Annotated in this window: 16 protein-coding genes and 1 tRNA gene; 13 read left to right on the top strand and 4 right to left on the bottom strand. The window is 71.7% G+C overall.

Features of this window, described 5'->3' with window-relative positions; translation table 11 throughout:
• Positions 1–25: 25 nt before the first annotated feature.
• Positions 26–691, bottom strand: a complete 666-nt coding sequence (locus tag AB0C62_RS20935; protein ID WP_362975199.1) for a bifunctional DNA primase/polymerase — start codon at positions 689–691, stop codon at positions 26–28.
• A gap of 483 nt (positions 692–1,174) precedes the next feature.
• Here AB0C62_RS20935 and AB0C62_RS20930 point away from each other — a divergent pair, with 483 nt between their 5' ends.
• From AB0C62_RS20930 to AB0C62_RS20915, 4 genes are all read left to right on the top strand, one after another.
• Entirely contained in the window at positions 1,175–2,686 is a 1,512-nt protein-coding gene (locus AB0C62_RS20930; protein WP_362975349.1) for a PP2C family protein-serine/threonine phosphatase, read from the top strand.
• A 135-nt stretch (positions 2,687–2,821) separates the two neighbouring features.
• Positions 2,822–4,273 (top strand): aminopeptidase P family protein, encoded by a 1,452-nt coding sequence (locus tag AB0C62_RS20925; protein WP_362975347.1) that lies wholly within the window; start codon positions 2,822–2,824, stop codon positions 4,271–4,273.
• 160 nt (positions 4,274–4,433) lie between these two features.
• Complete coding sequence (locus AB0C62_RS20920) at positions 4,434–5,864, top strand: PLP-dependent aminotransferase family protein (RefSeq protein ID WP_362975197.1); 1,431 nt, start codon at positions 4,434–4,436, stop codon at positions 5,862–5,864.
• Between the two features lie 274 nt (positions 5,865–6,138).
• Positions 6,139–7,671: an MFS transporter gene (locus AB0C62_RS20915; protein WP_362975195.1), complete on the top strand. Its 1,533-nt coding sequence runs from the start codon at positions 6,139–6,141 to the stop codon at positions 7,669–7,671.
• 20 nt (positions 7,672–7,691) lie between these two features.
• On the opposite strand, the gene AB0C62_RS20910 is transcribed toward AB0C62_RS20915, so the two are convergent.
• The gene (locus AB0C62_RS20910; RefSeq protein ID WP_362975193.1) at positions 7,692–8,147 is read right to left on the bottom strand and encodes an ATP-binding protein; all 456 of its coding nucleotides are present in this window, start codon (positions 8,145–8,147) and stop codon (positions 7,692–7,694) included.
• A 252-nt stretch (positions 8,148–8,399) separates the two neighbouring features.
• Between AB0C62_RS20910 and AB0C62_RS20905 the strand changes: the two genes are divergently transcribed.
• The 9 genes from AB0C62_RS20905 to AB0C62_RS20865 all read left to right on the top strand — a co-directional run bounded on the left by AB0C62_RS20905 (position 8,400) and on the right by AB0C62_RS20865 (position 18,956).
• Positions 8,400–9,224: a hypothetical protein gene (locus tag AB0C62_RS20905; RefSeq protein ID WP_362975191.1), complete on the top strand. Its 825-nt coding sequence runs from the start codon at positions 8,400–8,402 to the stop codon at positions 9,222–9,224.
• A gap of 211 nt (positions 9,225–9,435) precedes the next feature.
• On the top strand, positions 9,436–10,179 hold the full coding sequence (locus tag AB0C62_RS20900; RefSeq protein WP_362975189.1) for a YcnI family protein: 744 nt from the start codon (positions 9,436–9,438) through the stop codon (positions 10,177–10,179).
• A 199-nt stretch (positions 10,180–10,378) separates the two neighbouring features.
• Positions 10,379–11,032: an SCO family protein gene (locus tag AB0C62_RS20895; RefSeq protein ID WP_362975187.1), complete on the top strand. Its 654-nt coding sequence runs from the start codon at positions 10,379–10,381 to the stop codon at positions 11,030–11,032.
• The gene (locus tag AB0C62_RS20890) at positions 11,029–11,529 is read left to right on the top strand and encodes a copper chaperone PCu(A)C (protein WP_362975185.1); all 501 of its coding nucleotides are present in this window, start codon (positions 11,029–11,031) and stop codon (positions 11,527–11,529) included. Before AB0C62_RS20895 ends, AB0C62_RS20890 begins: the two co-directional genes overlap by 4 nt.
• Before the next feature lie 13 nt (positions 11,530–11,542).
• Positions 11,543–13,648: a copper resistance protein CopC gene (locus AB0C62_RS20885; RefSeq protein ID WP_362975184.1), complete on the top strand. Its 2,106-nt coding sequence runs from the start codon at positions 11,543–11,545 to the stop codon at positions 13,646–13,648.
• A gap of 8 nt (positions 13,649–13,656) precedes the next feature.
• Entirely contained in the window at positions 13,657–15,024 is a 1,368-nt protein-coding gene (gene efeB, locus AB0C62_RS20880) for an iron uptake transporter deferrochelatase/peroxidase subunit (RefSeq protein WP_362975182.1), read from the top strand.
• Between the two features lie 196 nt (positions 15,025–15,220).
• Positions 15,221–16,156, top strand: coding sequence for a prephenate dehydratase (gene pheA / locus AB0C62_RS20875; RefSeq protein ID WP_362975181.1), 936 nt, complete (start codon positions 15,221–15,223; stop codon positions 16,154–16,156).
• A gap of 671 nt (positions 16,157–16,827) precedes the next feature.
• Positions 16,828–18,105 carry a serine--tRNA ligase gene (gene serS, locus AB0C62_RS20870; protein ID WP_362975180.1) on the top strand — a complete coding sequence of 426 codons (1,278 nt, stop codon included), beginning with the start codon at positions 16,828–16,830 and terminating at the stop codon, positions 18,103–18,105.
• Entirely contained in the window at positions 18,102–18,956 is an 855-nt protein-coding gene (locus AB0C62_RS20865) for an HAD family hydrolase (protein WP_362975178.1), read from the top strand. Before serS ends, AB0C62_RS20865 begins: the two co-directional genes overlap by 4 nt.
• Positions 18,957–19,048: 92 nt before the next feature.
• On the opposite strand, the gene AB0C62_RS20860 is transcribed toward AB0C62_RS20865, so the two are convergent.
• Both AB0C62_RS20860 and AB0C62_RS20855 read right to left on the bottom strand, forming a co-directional pair.
• Positions 19,049–19,135, bottom strand: a tRNA-Ser gene (locus AB0C62_RS20860).
• A 273-nt stretch (positions 19,136–19,408) separates the two neighbouring features.
• Positions 19,409–19,660 carry a hypothetical protein gene (locus AB0C62_RS20855; RefSeq protein WP_362975176.1) on the bottom strand — a complete coding sequence of 84 codons (252 nt, stop codon included), beginning with the start codon at positions 19,658–19,660 and terminating at the stop codon, positions 19,409–19,411.
• Positions 19,661–19,860 lie beyond the last annotated feature (200 nt).

The following is a 19,860-nucleotide window of genomic DNA, read 5'->3' as shown; positions in this document are numbered from 1 at the left end:
GCGGCTCACCGCGCGCCGGACGCCCCTACAACTCGGGTGCGCTCACACCCGTACGAGTGAGTGCTTCGACGACGGAGTCCACCACGGCCTCCACACCTGGTACCCAGGGAGCGGCCGAGCCGGGCAGCGGAGCGCGCTCCCAGCGGATCTGGCCCTGGCCGGTCTCGGACGGCGGCAGTGCGATGTATCCGCCGTCGCCGTGGAAGCGCAGGGAGCCGGGGACGAATTCCTTGGCGTAGAGCAGCTCGCCGAGCTGCTCCATCGAGTACGGGGCGACGAGGATCGCCCAGCGGTTGGGGGACGCGACGACCGGGCCGAGGCGCATGCCCGCGCGGTCGAGGGCCTCCAGAGCGCGGGCCGCGGCGAGAGCCGGCAGGCTCACCGCGCACGGGGCGCTTCCCCCGGTGGCCAGCACGATGGGCGCCGAGGGCCGGTTGCCCCACCACCAGCGCACCATGCGCTCGTCCGTGGTGGCCGCGAGGAGGCCGGGGTCGAAGGGATGGGCACCGGGCACCGTGCACTCCGGGTCGGGGCATCCGCAGCGGGCACGCCCCTGCGGGTCGGCCGCCACACCCGGGAGGACGGGCCAGTGCCATGCGGTCGCGAAGGTCAGGGCCGCGCTGAGGATCTCAGGCCTCCCGTTGTTTCGCCTGGACAGGAGCCTGCGTCGCCTTCCGAGGATCTCGCGCATGAGCGCTCGTTCCTTTCCGTTGCACGCCTGGCAACACCGAGGATCACATCACACCATGTGTCGATCTCTTCACTGTGCGTACCTGCTGGCGCATCACACCCCTGCTGGAGACAAGGGGAACCCCTCTGGGCCGAGCATGTGGCTGTGTCCGCGCCCACACTGCGTACATCCAAAGCATGGGCATGGCGTGGGGTGGCGGCGCCTGGCGTTTTACGTCCCGCAGTACTTCTTGCCGCCTCCGCCACGGGAGGATGGGGCACGGTCGTCAGTGGTTAAGACGCCCGGGTCCGTCGCCAGGTTCCGGGCGGATCTCAACCGCCCCTGGCCTTCACCGAGTACGTACCCACCACGACCGCTGTGACGCTCCGTCGAACGAGGCCAGTCGACCTCAATAAGCCGTTACCCGAGTCAGTTTTAGGCCAACTTAGTTTTCCCGCAAGGGTTACCGCCGGTCTCATGGACACCAGGAATCCCAGCAGGACAATGCTGGACATCCCCTCACGAGTGCGTGTACATGTGGAGACACTGCTAGCGGCGCAGAACTACATGGGGGTTTGCGATGCTAACGAGCAATACGCACCGGCCGGAAAGCCGGACGTCATGAACGCCCCTCACCTTCCGAAAGTGGCTGGAATCGATTCAACGGTTCCCTCGCCCGCACACACTGTCGCGCCCGCGCCTGCTCCCCCGGGTGCCGCCTCGGTCGCGCCGCCCACCGGCCCCGGAGCGGTTCTCCAAGATCGACTCGCGGGCTGGGTCTCGGATCTCACCACCCTCCACGAACTCACCGAGCGGCTGGCGCGCACGTCGACCCTGGACGAGGCGCTCCAGGAACTGCTGCGCGCCGGAGCGGCCCTCGTGGGCGCTCGGCGCGGTCTCGTCGTCATGGAACCGGGCGACGGACTGGGCCCCGACACCACGATCGGCCTCGGCCTCGCCCGCGCGGACCTCGGCCACATCGAGACCGTCCCTCGCAGCTCCATGTCGTACGGGAAGATCCTGGACGGCCTGCCGGGCGGCGAGGGCGAGATCGCCCAGCCGGACCTCCTCTCGGAGGACGGGCTCGACCCCCGCCACCGCGAGGTGGCCGCCCGCCTCGGCTACGCCGCCAGCTACGCGCTGCCCCTGTCCACCGAGGCCGCCGGCCGCCTGGGCGCCGCCGTCTGGCTCTACGACGAGCCCGCCGAACCGGTCGAGCGGCAGCGCCACCTCATCGGCCTGTACGCCCGGTACGCCACCGAGCACCTGGCGCGGCTCCTGGAGCTGGAGCGCACGCGCGCGTGCATGACGACGATCTCCGCGGAGTTGCTTCCGTCACGGCTGCCGCGGGTCTCCGGCGTCCAGCTCGCCGCCCGGCACCGCACCGGTCCGCGGGGCGGCGGCGACTGGTACGACGCGCTGCCGCTGCCCGACGCCGCGCTCGGTCTCGCCGTCGGCTCCGTCACCGGCTCGGGGCCCAGCGCGGTCGCCGCCATGGGCCGGCTGCGGGCCTCCCTGCGGGCGTACGCGGTGATGGAGGGCGAGGATCCGGTCGCGGTGCTCTCCGACCTCGAACTGCTGCTCCGGCTCACCGAACCGGCCCGCTCGGCGACCGCCCTGTTCGCCTACTGCGAGCCCGCCCTGCGCAAGCTCACGCTCGCCGGGGCCGGTCACAGTCCGCCCCTGGTCATCGGCCCGCGCCGCACCGAGTTCGTCGAGACCTCGCTGTCGGCGCCGCTCGGGATGCTCGCCTGCTGGGAGGCCCCGAGCGTCGAGATGACCGCCGAACGCGGCGAGACCGTGCTCATCTACACCGACGGGCTGCTGCACCGCACGGGCGACCCGATGGACCGCGCCTTCGCGCGGCTGCACGCGGCGGCGGCCGGGGTCCCGAAGGCCGTGCGGGACGACCCCGGCGCGATCGCCGACCACGTCCTGCGCACGGTCCTGCCGGACGGTCTCGACGAGGCGGACAGCGACGAGGACGTCGTCCTCCTGGCGGCCCGCTTCGAGTGAGCGCACGGACACCTCGTGTAACAGGCCTTCCGGCCCTGGGCCCCCTTCAGCACGACCGTACGATGGAGGAGGTCCAGAGTCGTATCTAGGAGGCAGACCGTGTCGGAGGCGCTCACACCGGAGACCCCGGAAGCCGTGCTTGACGAAACCGCTGACGAAGCGGGCGAGGAAGAGCCCATCAAGCAGCGGAAGAACGGCCTGTACCCGGGCGTGTCCGACGAGCTCGCCGACAGCATGAAGTCCGGCTGGGCCGACACCGAGCTGCGCGGCCTCACGCCGATCGCGCAGGCCGAGTACACCGCCGCCCGCCGCGCCGCGCTCTCCGCGCGCTTCCCGGGCGAGCGCCTGGTGATCCCCGCGGGCAACCTGAAGACCCGCTCGAACGACACGGAGTACGCCTTCCGTGCCTCCGTCGAGTACGCGTACCTCACCGGCAACCTCACCGAGGACGGCGTCCTCGTGCTGGAGCCGGCCACCGAGGGCCACAAGGCGACGATCTACCTGCTGCCGCGCTCCGACCGGGAGAACGGCGAGTTCTGGCTCTCCGGCCAGGGCGAGCTGTGGGTCGGCCGCCGTCACTCCCTCGCCGAGGCCGAGCAGCTGTACGGCATCCCCGCCTCGGACGTCCGGGAGCTGCCCGCCGCGCTGTCGGAGGCCACCGGCCCCGTGCGTGTCGTGCGCGGATACGACGCCGCCGTCGAGGCCGCCCTGACCGACAAGGTCACCGCCGAGCGCGACAACGAACTGCGGGTGTTCCTCTCCGAGGCCCGCCTGGTCAAGGACGCGTTCGAGGCCGGCGAGCTGCAGAAGGCCGTCGACTCCACCGTCCGCGGCTTCGAGGACGTCGTGAAGGTCCTCGACAAGGCCGAGGCCACCAGCGAGCGCTATATCGAGGGCACCTTCTTCCTGCGCGCGCGGGTCGAGGGCAACGACATCGGCTACGGCTCGATCTGCGCCGCCGGACCGCACGCCTGCACCCTGCACTGGGTGCGCAACGACGGCCCGGTCCGCTCCGGCGACCTGCTGCTGCTCGACGCGGGCGTGGAGACCCACACGCTCTACACCGCCGACGTCACGCGCACGCTGCCGATCAGCGGCACGTACACGGAGATCCAGAAGAAGATCTACGACGCCGTGTACGAGGCCCAGGAGGCCGGTATCGCGGCCGTCCAGCCGGGTGCCAAGTACCGCGACTTCCACGACGCCGCGCAGCGGGTGCTGACCGAGAAGCTCGTCGAGTGGGGCCTCGTCGAGGGCCCGGTCGAGCGCGTCCTGGAGCTCGGCCTGCAGCGCCGCTGGACCCTGCACGGCACCGGCCACATGCTCGGCATGGACGTCCACGACTGCGCCGCCGCGCGCACCGAGACGTACGTCGAGGGCACGCTGGAGCCGGGCATGTGCCTGACCGTCGAGCCGGGCCTGTACTTCCAGGCGGACGACCTGACCGTGCCCGAGGAGTACCGCGGCATCGGCGTCCGCATCGAGGACGACATCCTCGTCACCGAGGACGGCAACCGGAACCTGTCGGACGGCCTGCCGCGCCGGTCGGACGAGGTCGAGGCCTGGATGGCGTCCCTCAAGGGCTGACATAGTGCCCCACGAGGGCTGATACGAGACTGCCGGCCGGGTGCCCTCCAGAGTGCCCGGCCAGCGGTTTGTCCGGGGGACGGCGGCCCCCGGAGTGCGGTGGCCCGCGGGCGGATCGGTGCGCCCGCGGGTTTTCGGTGTGCCTAGGGGGCGGCTTTTCGTGGACGACGACTTCTGGTCCGGCGTCGGGGTGGATCTCCATCTGGAGCCGGACGCGGCGGCCGGGCGCAGGGCCGGGCTGGAACGGGCGCTGCGGGACGCCGTCCGCGCCGGACGGCTCGCCCCCGGTACCCGGCTGCCCGCGACACGGCGCCTCGCCGTCGAGCTCGGCCTCTCACGGGGCACGGCGAAGGCGGCGTACGACCAGCTCATCGCCGAGGGCTATCTGACCGCCCGGCAGGGTTCGGGCACCGAGGTGGCTTCCCTTCCGGCAGACGGGACCCCGGCGGACGTACGGGCGCCACACGCGCGTGCGCCCCGTTTCGATCTGCGCCCCGGCAGTCCGGACGTCGGAACGTTCCCGGCGGCGGCCTGGCTGCGGGCGTTGCGCCGGGCCATCGCCACGGCGCCCTCCCTGGCGTACGACTACGGGGACCCTCGGGGCCGCATCGAACTGCGCACCGCCCTGTCGGACTACCTGGGGCGGACCCGCGGAGTGATCGCGCCGCCCGAGCGGATCGTCATCACCTCCGGCTACGTCCAGGGCCTCGCCCTCCTCACGCGTGTGCTGGACGGCGGGACCGTGGCCATGGAGGACCCGGGGCTGCCGTTCCACCGGGACGTGGTGCGCAAGGCGGGCGGCACCGTGGTGCCGCTGCCCGTCGACGAACACGGCGCCCGCGCCGACCGGTTGGAGACCCTCGGTGCGGACGCGGTCGTCGTCACCCCCGCGCACCAGTACCCGACCGGCGTCACGCTCCACCCGGAGCGGCGGCGGGCGCTCACCGACTGGGCACGCGCGCGGGACGCGCTGATCATCGAGGACGACTACGACGGCGAGTTCCGCTACGACCGGCAGCCGGTCGGCGCGCTCCAGGGCATGGCACCAGGCCACGCCGTCTATCTCGGAACCGCCTCCAAGACGCTCGGCCCCGCACTGCGCCTCGGCTGGATGGTGCTGCCGCCCCAACTGGTCGACCCGGTCGCCGACATCAAGCTGCACAGTGACCACCACACCGAGTCCATCGGCCAGTTGGCGCTGGCCGAGATGATCGTCAGTCACGCCTACGACCGTCACGTGCGCGCGTGCAGGCTCCGGTACCGGCGCCGCCGGGACCAGCTCCTCGACCGGGTGGGGGCGCGCAGGAGCGTGCGGGGGATCGCCGCGGGCCTGCACGCGTTGGTCGAAGTGACGGACGAGGCGGAGGTGCTGGCGCGCGCGGCGGAGGAAGGGTTGGCGGTAGGACGGCTCGGCGACCACTGGCACGCTCCGGGTGACGGGCGGCCGCAGGGTCTGGTCGTCGGGTACGGGACACCGAGGGAGCGGACGTATCCCGAGGCGCTGGAGGCTCTCGGGCGGGTGCTGGGAGGCGCGCGGCCGGCGGCCCGCCCGAGCGGGTCGAGCGGAACGGCGAGAGCCGGGGCGTTCTGATCCAGGGCGCGTTGGCAGAGGGCGTCCGAACCGAGGCGCCTTGACCACCCGGGAACCCGGACCACTGAGCCGGGGGCCCTTGTCCCGGGCGCCCGGGACGAGCCGCCGTGCTTGGTTCCCTGACCCGAACGCCTTGGTCCAGGACCCTTGATCCGGGGCTCGACGGCCGTCCGCAGGATCTGACGAATGTCATGGCCGACCCGTGAATTGGGTCACGAAAAGGTGTGAGGAATGGGCCTGCCGAGCGGTCCATCCGGCCCGTAGCGTCGAAGACATGACGACTCGCGACGCACGATCCGCAGAGCGCTCGACCGTGAAGCGAAACGGGGCGGGCAGGGTGTTGCCGCCCGCCGGACCGCAGCGGGTGCTCGCTCTCGCACAGTTGAGCAACTCGGTGGGTGACGGCGCCTATTACGTGACGTCCGCGCTGTACTTCACGCACGTCGTCGGGCTGCCCGCCGAGCGGGTCGGGCTCGGGCTGACCGTGGCATGGGCGATCGGCTCGCTGGTGGGTGTGCCGCTGGGCCGGCTCGCCGACCGGCGCGGGCCGCGCGGCACCGCCGTCCTGCTGGCGCTGGCCACCGCCACGGCGGTCGCGTCCTTCCTGCTCGTCCGAGGATTCCTCCCCTTCGTCCTCGCGGCCTGCGCCTACGCTTCCGCGCAGTCCGGGCTCGGGGCGGCGCGGCAGGCGCTGCTCGCCTCGCTGATACCGGCCGGGGAGCGCACCGGACTCCTCGCGCACCTCCAGTCGACGCTGAACGCCGGTCTGGCGGTGGGCGCGGGCCTCGGCGGTCTCGCGCTGCACGCCGGGACCCGGTCCGCGTACCTCGGGGTGTTCGTGCTGGACGCGGTGAGTTTCCTGGTGTGCGCCGGCCTGCTGTGGCGACTGCCGTCGGTCGAGCCCGCCGGGGTGGACCGGACGGCCGGCCGGGTCGGGGTCGGTCTCGTCGGCAAGAGTCCTCGGGACGGTCGGGGCGGGCGCAGCGGCCGGGGGAGTGGGCGGGGCGCGGCAGCCGGTGTGCTGCGCGACCGCCCCTACGTGCTGGTCACGTTCCTCAACACCGTGCTGTTGCTGCGGATGCCGCTCCTCAGCCTCGGCATTCCGCTGTGGATCACCGAGCGCACCGAGGCACCCGCCTGGCTGGTCTCCGCGCTGTTCGTGCTCAACACCGGTGCGGTGATGGTGTTCCAGGTGCGGATGGCCCGCGGTGTCACGGGCCTCGTCACGGCGACCCGCTCGATACGGCGCTCCGGGCTCGTCATGCTGGCGTCCTGCATGGTGTTCGCCCTGTCGTCCGGCGTCTCCCCCTGGATCGCGGCGGCCGTCCTCGTGGCGGGTGCGATGCTCCAGGTCGTCGCCGAGATGCAGCACTCGGCGGGCTCGTGGCAGCTCGCGTTCGACCTCGCCCCCGCCGACCGCATGGGCGAGTACCAGGGCTTCTTCGGCACAGGGGTCACGGTGGCGCGGACCATGGGCCCGCTCGTCCTGACGGCCCTGCTGGTCGGTTGGGGGACGCCGGGCTGGCTGCTGCTCGGTGGCCTGATGCTCGGCGCCTCGTACGCGATGGGCCCGGCGACCCGATGGGCGGCCTCCCGCAGCTCGGCGCAGTCGGAGCAGCAGGGCGGGGCCGATCGCCAGGAGGCGGCCGACGGGGAGAAGTCCGAGAGCAATCACCGGGACGGTGCGCAGGAGCGCCGGGAAGGTGAGGTGACGCGCCGAGAGGGCGGGGAGGGCCGCCCGAAGGTCGGGACCCGGATCCGGCTCGCGCCGGCCGGTGCCGCCGCGGCGCAGGGCGCGGAGTGCTGAGCGCAGGACCGCTCGCGTCGCTAGGCGGGCAGCAGGGAGGGGGACTTCCGCCACTTGAGGATCTTGTCGAAGCTGACCACCGCGCCGCCCGGACCCGGGTCGTTGCCGAAGTGGACGTGGTCGGCCAGCTCCTGGATCAGACAGAGGCCCCGGCCGTGTTCGGCGTCCTGGTCGGCGGGGCGGAGTGCGGGGCGGGCGTTCCCACCGGGGAAGCCGGGGCCGGAGTCGGTGACTTCGATGCGGCACTGGTCGCCGTCGAGATAGGCCGTCACCCGGTACGCCTCACCGGCGTCACCCCGGGCGGTGTCCCCGCCGTGTTCGACGGCGTTGGCGCAGGCCTCGGTGAGGGCGACGGAGAGGTCGTAGGAGACGTCGGGGTCGACACCGGCGCTCTCCATCGTGCCGAGCAGCAGGCGTCGGGCGAGGGGAACGCTCGCAGCCTCGCGCCGCAGATGGAGTGACCACCAGATGCTCATGCTCCAGCCTCCCGGCCGCGGCTCGACATACCGATACGTATTGCCGCAAGCACCCGTGCGCAATCGCATACGTCCGAGGACGGCGCCCATACGGCGGATGCGCGGGCGCCGGAGGTCGGTGTATGCGGTTGCGAGTTGACGTACGGAAGCCGACGTTCCGGTCGTAGGCGGCGTTGCGGACAGACCGGTCGTACCTCACCTTGTGGACCTGCCGTGGGTGACGGGTGTGCCCAGTGCGATGATGAGCCCGCCATGACTGCCCCCCACCAGCGTTCGGCGCCCTCCGGAGCCGACCTACGGATCCTCAGGGCCGCGGTGTTCGCCGCGGTCTGCGTCGCGCTGGCCGCGGCCGGTCATGGAATCGCCTCCTGCGCCGTGGTTCCGCTGTGGACCTTGGGCGTCGGTTTCCTCGTGGTGTTCACCGTCGCCGTCACGCTGGCGGGGCGGGAGCGGGCGCTGCCCGGCATCGTGGCCGTCCTCGCGGTCGGCCAGACCGCGTTGCACACGCTCTTCGGGCTGAGCCAGCACGCGGTCACCACGGCCACCGGGTCCATGGGCTCGATGCCCTCGGGCATGCCGATGTCCGACGCCACTCTCGTGGCCCGGGCCGCCCGGCTGGTGTGCGGTACGACCGCCGCGGCGATCAGCCCCGCGCACGCCCAGAAGATCCTCGCCGACGCGCGGCTCGACACGGGCACGTCGTCCATGGGGCATGCCACGGACGCGGTGCCGGTCGCCGGGGGCGCCGCGATGCCGATGCTGCCCTCTCTGCCGATGCTGCTCGGTCACGCCCTCGCGGCCGTCGCCGCCGGGTGGGTGCTGCGCCGCGGTGATCTGGCGCTGCTCCGCCTCATGCGGCTGTCGGCCCAGGGCGTCGCCGAAGGGGCCCTCGTACGGTCGTTGCGTGCCGCCCTGTCTCTCGTACGCGCTCTGCGCACGGGTCTTCAGGGGGCGCCCGAGATCGCGCGCCCGCGCCGTACCGCGCCCCGTACGCTCCGCGCTCCGCGGACGGCCGCGCTCCAGCACACGGTGGTCCGACGCGGACCGCCCGCCTCCGCTCTCTCCCTCGCCGCCTGACACGACGCGCCGCCTCGCGGAGCCGGAAGCCCGAAGTCCCCGTATCCCAGGGACTTCACGGGCCTCCCGGGCTCTCCCGGAGGGGACGCGGTCGTGCCGCACGCGCGCGTACCCGCCAGGTCTCCCCGGGCACGGGCTCACTCCGTACCGGACCACCGAGGCGTCCGCGCGTCCCCTTCGCCATCGAACTGAGAGTGGAGTGTTCCCTTCCATGAAGGCTTCTCGTATCGCCGCCGTCGGCACCGTCGCCGCCTCGGCCGTTCTCGCCCTGTCCGCCGCGCCCGCGTTCGCGCACGTCAGCGTCTCGCCCGACGGGGCGGCGGCCAAGGGCGGCTACGCCGTCGTGAACTTCAAGGTTCCGAACGAGCGCGACGACGCCTCGACCACCAAGCTCGAGGTGAACCTCCCGGCGGACCACCCGCTCGCCTCCGTCATGCCGCAGCCGGTGCAGGGCTGGAACGTCGAGGTCACCAAGTCCAAGCTGGACAAGCCGGTGACCCTGCACGGCGAGAAGATCGACGAAGCCGTCACCAAGGTCACCTGGACCGCCGACGGCAAGGGCGTCCAGCCGGGCTTCTTCCAGAAGTTCCCGCTCTCCGTCGGCGCGCTGCCCGAAGACACCGACCAGCTCGTCTTCAAGGCGATCCAGACGTACGACGACAAGGAGGTCGTGCGCTGGATCGAGCCGCAGAAGGAGGGCGCCGAGGAGCCCGAGAACCCGGCGCCGGTGCTCGCCCTGTCGGCCGCGACGGAGGACCACCACGGCTCCGCCGGCGCCGAGGACGCCTCCGACAAGGAGAAGTCCGAGGGCGCCGTGAAGGACACCGATCAGGCGGCCGCCTCCTCGGACAGCAGCGACACGACCGCGCGTGTTCTCGGCGTCGTGGGCATCGTCGTGGGCGCGCTGGGCGTGGCGTACGGCGTGATCGCCGGCCGTCGGCGTACGAACGCCTGAGACGCCGCACGGCGTCCGAGGCACTGAGACCCACCCGCCTCGGTGCGCACCGGAGGGCCGCGGGAACGCGGCTCTCCGGACCCGTCCGGCCGGATCACGGCCGGGTCCGGCATGGCCCTCCCGGCCTGCCGGACCTGGCCCTTCGGCCGCGGACGACCCCCGGTGCGCACCCGGGCACTCACATCTGGGACATTTTTCTATGCGCAAGAAGACGTACGCGGTGGCCGCCCTGTTCGCAGCCGCCGCTCTGACCCTCTCCGCCTGCGGCACTGGCGACGACAGCAACAAGCCCGTCGCCGACGTGTCCGTCGACGCCGACTCGGGCAAGCCCGCGACGGTCCTCGACAAGCCGTTCGAGAAGCCGGACCTCGTACTCACCGACACGAACGGCAAGAAGTTCGACCTGCGCGCGCAGACCAAGGGCCGGCCCACGCTCGTCTACTTCGGCTACACGCACTGCCCCGACGTCTGCCCGCTGACGATGAACAACCTGGCCGTCGCGAAGAAGCAGCTGCCCAAGGCCGAGCAGGACAAGCTGCGCGTCGTGTTCGTCACCACCGACCCCGACCGCGACACCCCCGCCGCGCTCGGCACGTGGCTCAAGGGCATCGACTCCGACTTCATCGGCCTGACCGGCGACTTCTCCACCATCCAGGCCGGCGCCCGCACCCTGGGCATCTCCATCGAGCCGACCTCGAAGGACAAGAACGGCAAGCTCGTCTCCGTGCACGGCACCCAGGTCATCGCGTTCTCGCCGAAGACCGACGGCGGCTATGTGCTGTACGGCGAGGACGCCACGGTCGACGACTACACCAAGGACCTTCCCAAGATCGTCGAGGGGAAGACCCCGTGAGGCGCCGCCCCGGCCGTCCGGCACGGCCCCTCGCCCTCGGCGCGCTGGCCATAGCCGCGGCGGTGACGCTCGCGGGTTGCGGCTCGGGCGACGGCGACTCCTCGGGATCGCTGTCCTCCTCGGGCCGGCCCGACCTCAGGATCACCGGCGCCTACATGCCCGCCCCGAGCATGGCCACCATGGCGGCGGGGTTCTTCACCGTCACCAACTCCGGTGGTGCCGACCGGCTGACCTCCGTCACCAGCGACCTCTCGGACGACGTGACGCTCCACTCCACCAAGGACGGTGCGATGGAGGAGGAGAAGTCCTTCGCCGTGCCCGCCCACGGCACCCTGGACTTCGCGAGCGGCGGCAACCACCTCATGTTCGCAAAGCTCACCCACAAGCCCCGGCAGGGCGAGAAGGTGGCTCTGGAACTGCACTTCGCCACGTCCGGCACGGTGAAGATCTCCATGCCGGTGAAGTCCGCGACCTACAACCCCGACTCCGGGCACTGAGGGAGGCACCACCGTGACACCGACCATCGCCCCCCGCTTCCGGACCCTCCTGCTGCTGTTCCTCGCCGTCGCCGGCGCACTCCTGGCGGGCGCCGCGCCCGCTTCCGCGCACGCCGCGCTGACCGGGAGCGATCCGCAGCAGGGGACGGTGGTCGCCGAGGCACCCTCGCAGATCTCGCTCACCTTCTCCGAGCAGGTCTCGATGAACGACAGCTCGCTGCGGGTCCTCGACCCCCAGGGCAAGCGGGTCGACACCGGCGGTCCGAGCGACCTGGGCGGCAGCACGTACGGCGTGAAGCTCCACGCGGGCCTGCCCGACGGCACGTTCACCGTGACCTACCAGGTGGTGTCTGCGGACAGCCACCCCGTCTCGGGCGCCTTCACCTTCTCCATCGGCGCGCCCTCGCAGACCTCCGTCGCCGTGTCCGGCCAGGCGGTCGGCGGCGGAGTGGTGGGCTTCCTCTACGGAGCCGGCCGCTACTTCTCCTACGCCGGGTTCATCCTGCTCGTCGGCGGCGCCGCGTTCGTGCTGGGCTGCTGGCAGCGCGGCTCCGGGGTCCGGCCGGTCCAGCGACTCGTGGTCGCCGGCTGGCTCACCCTGACGGTCTCCACGCTCGCCCTGCTGCTCCTGCGCGGTTCGTACGTCGGGTCGGGCAAGGTCGGCGACATCTTCGACCTGAACCTGCTCGGACAGGTATTGCAGACCAAGTCGGGCGCGGCGCTGGTGTCACGGCTGCTGCTGCTCGCCGCGGCGGCACTGTTCATCGCCGTCCTGTTCGGCGCGTACGCCAAGCGGGACGAGGACGCGCGGGCGGCCGCCGAGGCGCTGGCCGCCGCCACCAAGAAGGCGAACAGCACCAAGGGCGGCCGCGCCAAGGGAACCGCCACGAAGCCGACCGGGGCGAAGGCCGTCGGCACCAAGGGGAGCGGCGGGAAGGCTGCGGTCACGAAGGCCGCCGCCCCGGAAGCCGCCGAGGACCCGGACGGGACGGACTACACCCCCGACCCCGCCACGGAGGCGGCCGACCTGGCCGCCGAGAAGAAGGACCTCACCTTCGGACTCGCCATCGGCGGCGTGGTCGTGGCGGCGGGACTCGCCGCGAGCTGGGCCATGGCCGAGCACGCCTCCACCGGCGTCCAGGCGGGCATCGCCATGCCCGTCGACGTGCTGCACCTGCTGGCCGTCGCCGTCTGGCTCGGCGGCCTGACGACTCTGCTGGTGGCCCTGTTCCGGGCACCGGCCGAGGAGCAGATCGAGGCCGCGGCCGTACACCGCTTCTCCCGCCTCGCGTTCGGGAGCGTCCTCGTCCTGGTGGCGACCGGCATCTACCAGTCGTGGCGCCAGGTCGGCTCCTGGTCGGCGTTCACCGACACGACGTACGGGCAGCTGCTGCTCGTCAAGATCGGTCTGGTGGCCGTGCTCGTGGGCGTCGCCTCGATCTCACGGCGCTGGACGGGCGGGCTCGCTGACGCGGCCCCCCGGACCGCCAAGGCCGCGCTGGTGGAGCAGCGGTCGGCGCGCAGGACACCCGCGACCGTCCCCGCCGACTCCCGACGCGCCGCCCAACTGGCCCGGCAGCAGGCCGCCGTGGACACGGCGCGTGCCCAGCGCGTCCGCGACGCCGACCCGAACCGCACGGGCCTGCGCCGCTCGGTGCTCGCCGAGGCGGCCGTCGCGGTCGTCCTGCTAGCGGTCACGACCGCGCTGACGACCACCGAGCCGGGACGCACCGAAGAGGCGGTCCAGCAGGCCAAGGGAGCCGCCGCCCAGCGGTCCGGTCCCCTGTCGCTGAAGATCCCCTTCGACACGGGTGGCCAGGACGGCAAGGGCACGGCCGAGGTCACCTTCGACCCGGCGCGCGTCGGCGGCAACGAGATGCACGTCTTCGTGGTCCGGCCGAACGGCAAGGCCTTCGACGTGCCCGAGGTGAAGCTCGCCCTCACCCTCAAGGCGAAGGACGTCGGCCCGTTGCCCGTGACGCCCGACCGGATCGCCACGGGACACTGGGCGGCGAGCGCTGTACAGATCCCCATGGCGGGCGACTGGAAGATCGCGGTGACCGTGCGCACCTCGGACATCGACCAGGTCACCGTGAACAAGAACGCGCAGATCGGCTGAACCTGACCATGGCTGACCAGTCCACTCCCGGGACGTCCTCCGCCGCCCGCGAGACCGCCTCCGCGAAGAAGACCTCCCCGAAGGCCCCCCGCGCGACGGCTCCCGAGGCTTCCGCCGACCCGTCGGCGCGGGCGGCCTCGTCGGAGGGCGCTCCGACGAGGGTCATGTCACGACGTCGGCTGCTCGGGACCGCCGGTGCCACGGGGCTCGCCCTCGGCGCGGGCGGGGCCGCCGTGGGCTACGCCGCGGCCCCCTCCGCCGACCGGACCGTTCCGCTGGCCTCGGTCGGCGCGGACGCGGAGATGTTTCACGGGAAACATCAGCCCGGCATCACCACCGCCCTCCAGGCGCGCGGCCATCTCGTCGCCTTCGACCTGACGGCGGGCGCGGGCCGCCGGGAAGCCTCCGCCCTGCTGCGCCGATGGTCGGCGACGGCGGAGCGACTGATGGCGGGCGAGGCCGCGAGCCATGACGACACCGACGTCGCGCTCGACGCCGGCCCGTCGTCCCTGACCGTCACGTTCGGCTTCGGCCACGGCTTCTTCGCGCGTACAGGGCTGGAGAAGCAGCGTCCGGTCGCACTGGATCCGCTGCCCGACTTCTCCTCCGACCACCTCGACAAGGGACGCAGCAACGGCGACCTGTGGGTGCAGATCGGGGCGAACGACGCCCTGGTCGCCTTCCACGCCCTGCGCGCGCTCCAGAAGGACGCGGGCAGCGCGGCACGGGTGCGCTGGCAGATGAACGGTTTCAACCGGTCGCCCGGCGCCACCGCGTCCCCCATGACCGCGCGCAACCTGATGGGGCAGATCGACGGCACGCGCAATCCGAAGCCGTCCGAGCCCGACTTCGACGGGCGGATCTTCGTGCCCGGTTCCGGTGACCCGGCGTGGATGGCGAACGGCTCGTACGCGGTCGTACGCCGGATCCGGATGCTGCTCGACGACTGGGAGAAGCTCTCGGGCAAGGCCCAGGAGGACGTCATCGGCCGGAGGAAGTCCACCGGGGCACCGCTCAGTGGCGGCACTGAGAAGACCACGATGGACCTCGACAGGACCGACGCCGACGGCAACCTGGTCGTGCCCATCAACGCGCACGCCCGGATCACCCGGCCCGACCAGAACGGCGGTGCCGCGATGCTGCGCCGGCCGTTCTCCTTCCACGACGGCATCGACGCGGACGGGGTGCCCGACGCGGGCCTGCTCTTCGTGTGCTGGCAGGCCGACCCGCTGCGTGGCTTCGTCCCCGTCCAGCGCAAACTCGACCGCGGTGACGCCCTCTCCGACTTCATCCGGCACGAGTCGAGCGGCCTGTTCGCGGTGCCGGGCGGAGCGGCGCGGGGGGAGTACGTGGGGCAACGGCTTCTGGAGGGCTGAGCGGCCCGGTACGGTTCCCGTCCTCCGGTCGCCCGGCGCAGGTCCCGTCCGTCGGTCCGCCCGGCAGAGGTCCCGTCGTCCCACCCGTCCGGCACAGTTCCCGTCGTCCGGTCCGTCCGGTCGGGTGGATTCACCCCTGGGTGCCCTGTTTCCGCAGCCGTGAGCCTCGTGGGGCAAGGCCCATTAGGGTGACGGTATGTCGGCGACGCGCTACACCTATCTCGGCCCCGAGGGAACGTTCACCGAGGCCGCCCTCCGCACGCTTCCCGAGGCCGCGACGCGGGAGCTGGTGCCCATGGTGTCCGTGCCGGCCGCGCTCGACGCGGTGCGCGGCGGCCAGGCGGCCGGTGCGCTCGTCCCGATCGAGAACTCGGTGGAGGGCGGTGTCACCGCCACGCTCGACGAGCTGGCCAAGGGCGACCCGCTGATGATCTACCGCGAGGTCGTGCTGCCGATCGCCTTCGCCCTGCTGGTCAGGCCCGGCACCACGCTGAAGGACGTCAAGACGGTCACCGGGCACCCGGTCGCCCAGCCCCAGGTGCGCAACTGGCTGGGCGCACACCTCCCGGACGCCCTGTGGGAGTCGGCCGCGTCGAACGCGGACGGCGCCCGGCTGGTCCAGGAAGGCCGGTACGACGCGGCCTTCGCGGGCGAGTTCGCGGCGGCGACGTACGGTCTCGACCCGCTGGTCACCGAGATCCACGACGCGGCGAACGCCGAGACCCGTTTCGTGCTGGTCGGCCGTGCGGCCAGGCCCGCCGCGCCCACCGGCGCCGACAAGACGTCCGTGGTCATCTGGCTCGGCGACGACCACCCGGGCGCCCTGCTCGAACTGCTGCAGGAATTCGCCGTGCGCGGCGTCAACCTGATGCGGATCGAGTCCCGCCCCACCGGCCGGGGCATCGGCAACTACTGCTTCTCGGTGGACGCCGAGGGCCACATCACCGACCGACGGGTGGGTGAGGCGCTGATGGGCCTCAAACGGATCTGCCCCCAGGTGCGCTTCCTCGGTTCGTACCCGCGTGCCGGTGTCGCACTGAAGGACGTCCGGCCGCTGCGGCCCGGGACCTCGGACAGCGAGTTCTCCGCGGCGTCGGACTGGCTGGCGCGCTGCCAGGACGGCCGTTCCTGACCGACAGGACCGAAGCGTCCGGCCGACCGATACCCACCGGCCCGACCGGCGCATTCGCATGCCCCGGCCCCGCACGCCCTGAGGGCACCCCCCTCCCGACCGGCGGATCCACACCCGTCCGGGTTTTCTCCCCCGGTCCTACCTGCCTATTTTCGCCATCCACAGAAGTTATCCACAGGCGCGCTTCTCGACCTGGGGACAAGTCGACAACGAAGCACTACATCGTCGACAAATCGTCCTACAATGCCCAAGTTCCTCCACAGACCCGCACGTCACCCTTCGTCCACCCTTTTCCATTGATCAACTCTATGGAGCGAATCATTTACACCCGAAAGTGGGTGTACGGAGGGTTTGAGCCGGGAATTCCTCATCCGCAGAAGTGTCGCCGGAATGATCAATTCCGGCATCCACAGATCTTCCACACAGCCTGTGGATAACTATCCCGAGTGGCAGATTCCTGTGGACAACCCGATCCCAAGTCCCGGCTCCCGCAAGGAAATCCGGTCAACCGTCGACCGGCCCCCTGCCCCGTTTCAGGGAGTAAGGTCCCTTTCATTGACGATGATCGGTGATCAAGAGATTCGACCCGGCATTTCACTCATAACGTGACAGACCTCACGCACCGGAATATCGAGTCGTTCGCCGGAAGCACGCACCGGTAGCCTTGAGGGGTGATTGACCTTCGCCTGCTCCGTGAGGACCCCGACCGTGTTCGCGCCTCCCAGCGCGCCCGTGGAGAGGATGTCGCGCTCGTCGACTCCCTTCTCTCCGCCGACGAGCGGCGCAGGTCGTCCGGCGTCCGCTTCGATGAGCTGCGTTCCGAGCAGAAGTCGCTCGGCAAGCTGATCCCCAAGGCCTCCCCCGAAGAGCGCGCCGAGCTGCTGAAGAAGGCCGAGCAGCTCAAGGCCGACGTCAAGGCGGCCGACGTCGAGCAGCACGAGGCCGACGAGGAGGCCAAGCGCCTCCTCCTCCAGCTCGGCAACCTGGTGCACCCCGACGTCCCGGTCGGCGGCGAGGAGGACTTCGTCGTCCTGGAGACGCACGGCACCATCCGCGACTTCGCCGCCGAGGGCTTCGAGCCCAAGGACCACCTGGAGCTCGGCGAGTCGCTGGGCGCCATCGACGTCGAGCGCGGCGCCAAGGTGTCCGGCTCGCGTTTCTACTACCTGACGGGTGTCGGCGCGCTCCTGGAGCTCGCCCTCGTCAACGCGGCGATCGCCCAGGCCACCGAGGCCGGCTTCACCCCGATGCTGACCCCCGCGCTGGTCCGCCCGCGCGCCATGGAGGGCACCGGCTTCCTCGGCCAGGCCGCGGAGAACGTGTACCACCTGGAGAAGGACGACTACTACCTGGTCGGCACCTCCGAGGTCCCCCTCGCGGCGTACCACATGGACGAGATCCTCGACGCCGACCAGCTGCCGATGCGCTACGCCGGTTTCTCACCGTGCTTCCGCCGCGAGGCCGGCACCTACGGCAAGGACACCCGCGGCATCTTCCGCGTGCACCAGTTCGACAAGGTCGAGATGTTCTCGTACGTCGACCCCGAGGACGCGGAGAACGAACACCGCCGCCTCCTCGACTGGGAGAAGCAGTGGCTGACCGGCCTCGAACTGCCCTTCCAGGTCATCGACGTGGCGAGTGGCGACCTCGGCTCCTCGGCCTCCCGCAAGTTCGACTGCGAGGCGTGGATCCCGACCCAGGGCAAGTACCGCGAGCTGACCTCGGCCTCGAACTGCGACGGCTTCCAGGCCCGGCGCCTGTCCGTCCGCATGCGGGACGGCAAGAAGGTCCAGCCGCTGTCGACGCTGAACGGCACGCTGTGTGCCGTGCCGCGCACCATCGTGGCGATCCTGGAGAACCACCAGCTCGCCGACGGATCGGTGCGGGTGCCCGAGGTGCTGCGCCCCTACCTGGGCGGCCGTGAGCTTCTGGAGCCGATCTCCAAGTGACCGGTACCACGGGGTCCACGGGCCCGTCCGAGGCCACGGGCGCGCGGACGTTCCCGTACAAGCTCGTCGCGACCGACCTCGACGGGACGCTGCTGCGTTCCGACGAGACGGTCTCGGCGCGTACGCGTGAGGCGCTCGCCGCGGTCACCGCGGCGGGCGCGGCGCACATCGTCGTCACCGGGCGCGCGGTGCCCTGGACGCGTCACATCCTCGACGACCTCGGCTATCAGGGCCTCGCGGTCTGTGGCCAGGGCGCCCAGGTGTACGACGCGGGGGAGCACCGTCTGCTCACCTCGGTGACGCTGGACCGGCAGCTCGCCGGTCTCGCGCTCGCCAAGATCGAGGCGGAGGTCGGCCCGCTGCTGCTCGCGGCGAGCCGTGACGGACTCGAGGGCGAGGTGCTCGTCGGCCCCGGTTACCGGGTGCAGGACGGACCGCTGCCGGTCGTGCCGATCAGGGACGCGGCGGACCTCTGGTCGGCGCCGCTGAACAAGGTGTACGTCCAGCACCCGACGCTCTCGGACGACGAACTCGCGGCCGTGGCCACGGAGGTCGCTGGCGGGCTGGTCGGCGTCACGATGGCGGGCGCGGGGATAGTGGAACTCCTCCCCCTCGGCCTCTCCAAGGCGACGGGACTGTCGCTGGCGGCCCGCCGCCTCGGCGCGAAGGCCGTGGACACCATCGCCTTCGGCGACATGCCGAACGACATCCCGATGTTCGCGTGGGCCGCGCACAGCGTGGCGATGGCCAACGCCCACGCCGACCTCAAGGCGGTCGCGGACGAGGTGACGTCCACGAACGAGGAGGACGGCATCGCGGTCGTGCTCGAGCGGTTGCTGGCTCAGTCGTAGCGGGTTCCGCGGTGATGACCGCAGGGATTGCCACGCCTTGATGACGACTGTCACCGCAGCGGCGTGAGCGCTGCTGCGGGTGGAACGTGTTGCGGAGGATGCGCGGATCGAACGCGCGCGGGGTTTCACCCCCGACCACGGCTTAGCAAGCCGGTGCCTTCCCACTCGGCCAATCCTCCGGGTGGGCGGCCCGCGCGACACGCGCGCTCGAAGCGGCCGCCCCGGGCAGCCCCCCGTGCGGAGCGGGTTCGACGGAGGGGTAACTACTCCGAAACCCGCCGCGGGCTGCCCTGTCGGGAGCTCGACGAACTGCTCCTGATGAACATCGTCGCGCTCCTCTCCCAGAGTGTGGCGCCGGTCGTTTCCGGCGGTGGGGACACAACTACTGTGCCTGCCGGTCGACTTGGGCGCCACTGATTAAAGGCCGTCACCCGAGGGACCGGCTGCGGGTCTCACCTGCGGCGCCATCTGCGCCGGCGGCCCTTGCTGAAGAACCATCCCGCGGGCGGCTCGTCCGAGCGCCACGGCTCCGGTTCGGGGCCCTCCTCACGCCAGCGGGCGGCGAGCATGCGTGCCCGGGCCGACGGTTCCGTCGTCTCCGCGGACCGCACGAAGTCCTCGTCGAGCACCAGGTCGTCCCAGCGCTCACCGGCCGCGTCCCCGGGCCGCTCGGGGTCGTCACCCCGCGGTTCCTCTGCTGCCATCCCCGTTCCTCCTGGCCGTACGTCCCCGTTCGCCCCAGTGTGCCCGGACCGGGGTGAAGCCCCCGTCAAGAAAAACCGGCAGAGAGAAGAGGCTCCCCGCGCGCGTGGCCGGTGATCGGCCCTCACGTCGGCGCGCCAGGGCAGGCGCACCCTGCTCGTGGACGCGGATCCCCTGGGCGGCGGACTCGACGTACTCCTGG

It is taken from the genome of Streptomyces sp. NPDC048643 (genome assembly GCF_040650615.1).
In the GTDB taxonomy this organism is placed as follows: domain Bacteria; phylum Actinomycetota; class Actinomycetes; order Streptomycetales; family Streptomycetaceae; genus Streptomyces.
This window is presented reverse-complemented; position numbering and strand designations above follow the sequence as displayed.

What these genes read in the sequence shown, in the direction of transcription:
- AB0C62_RS20895 (WP_362975187.1), top strand. Translation starts at nt 10,379, where the DNA reads ATGCGCAAGAAGACGTACGCGGTGGCCGCCCTGTTCGCAGCCGCCGCT.
- efeB (WP_362975182.1), top strand. Translation starts at nt 13,657, where the DNA reads ATGGCTGACCAGTCCACTCCCGGGACGTCCTCCGCCGCCCGCGAGACC.
- AB0C62_RS20905 (WP_362975191.1), top strand. Translation starts at nt 8,400, where the DNA reads ATGACTGCCCCCCACCAGCGTTCGGCGCCCTCCGGAGCCGACCTACGG.
- AB0C62_RS20855 (WP_362975176.1), bottom strand. Translation starts at nt 19,660, where the DNA reads ATGGCAGCAGAGGAACCGCGGGGTGACGACCCCGAGCGGCCCGGGGAC.
- pheA (WP_362975181.1), top strand. Translation starts at nt 15,221, where the DNA reads ATGTCGGCGACGCGCTACACCTATCTCGGCCCCGAGGGAACGTTCACC.
- AB0C62_RS20930 (WP_362975349.1), top strand. Translation starts at nt 1,175, where the DNA reads ATGCTGGACATCCCCTCACGAGTGCGTGTACATGTGGAGACACTGCTA.
- AB0C62_RS20910 (WP_362975193.1), bottom strand. Translation starts at nt 8,147, where the DNA reads ATGAGCATCTGGTGGTCACTCCATCTGCGGCGCGAGGCTGCGAGCGTT.
- AB0C62_RS20915 (WP_362975195.1), top strand. Translation starts at nt 6,139, where the DNA reads ATGACGACTCGCGACGCACGATCCGCAGAGCGCTCGACCGTGAAGCGA.
- AB0C62_RS20900 (WP_362975189.1), top strand. Translation starts at nt 9,436, where the DNA reads ATGAAGGCTTCTCGTATCGCCGCCGTCGGCACCGTCGCCGCCTCGGCC.
- AB0C62_RS20935 (WP_362975199.1), bottom strand. Translation starts at nt 691, where the DNA reads ATGCGCGAGATCCTCGGAAGGCGACGCAGGCTCCTGTCCAGGCGAAAC.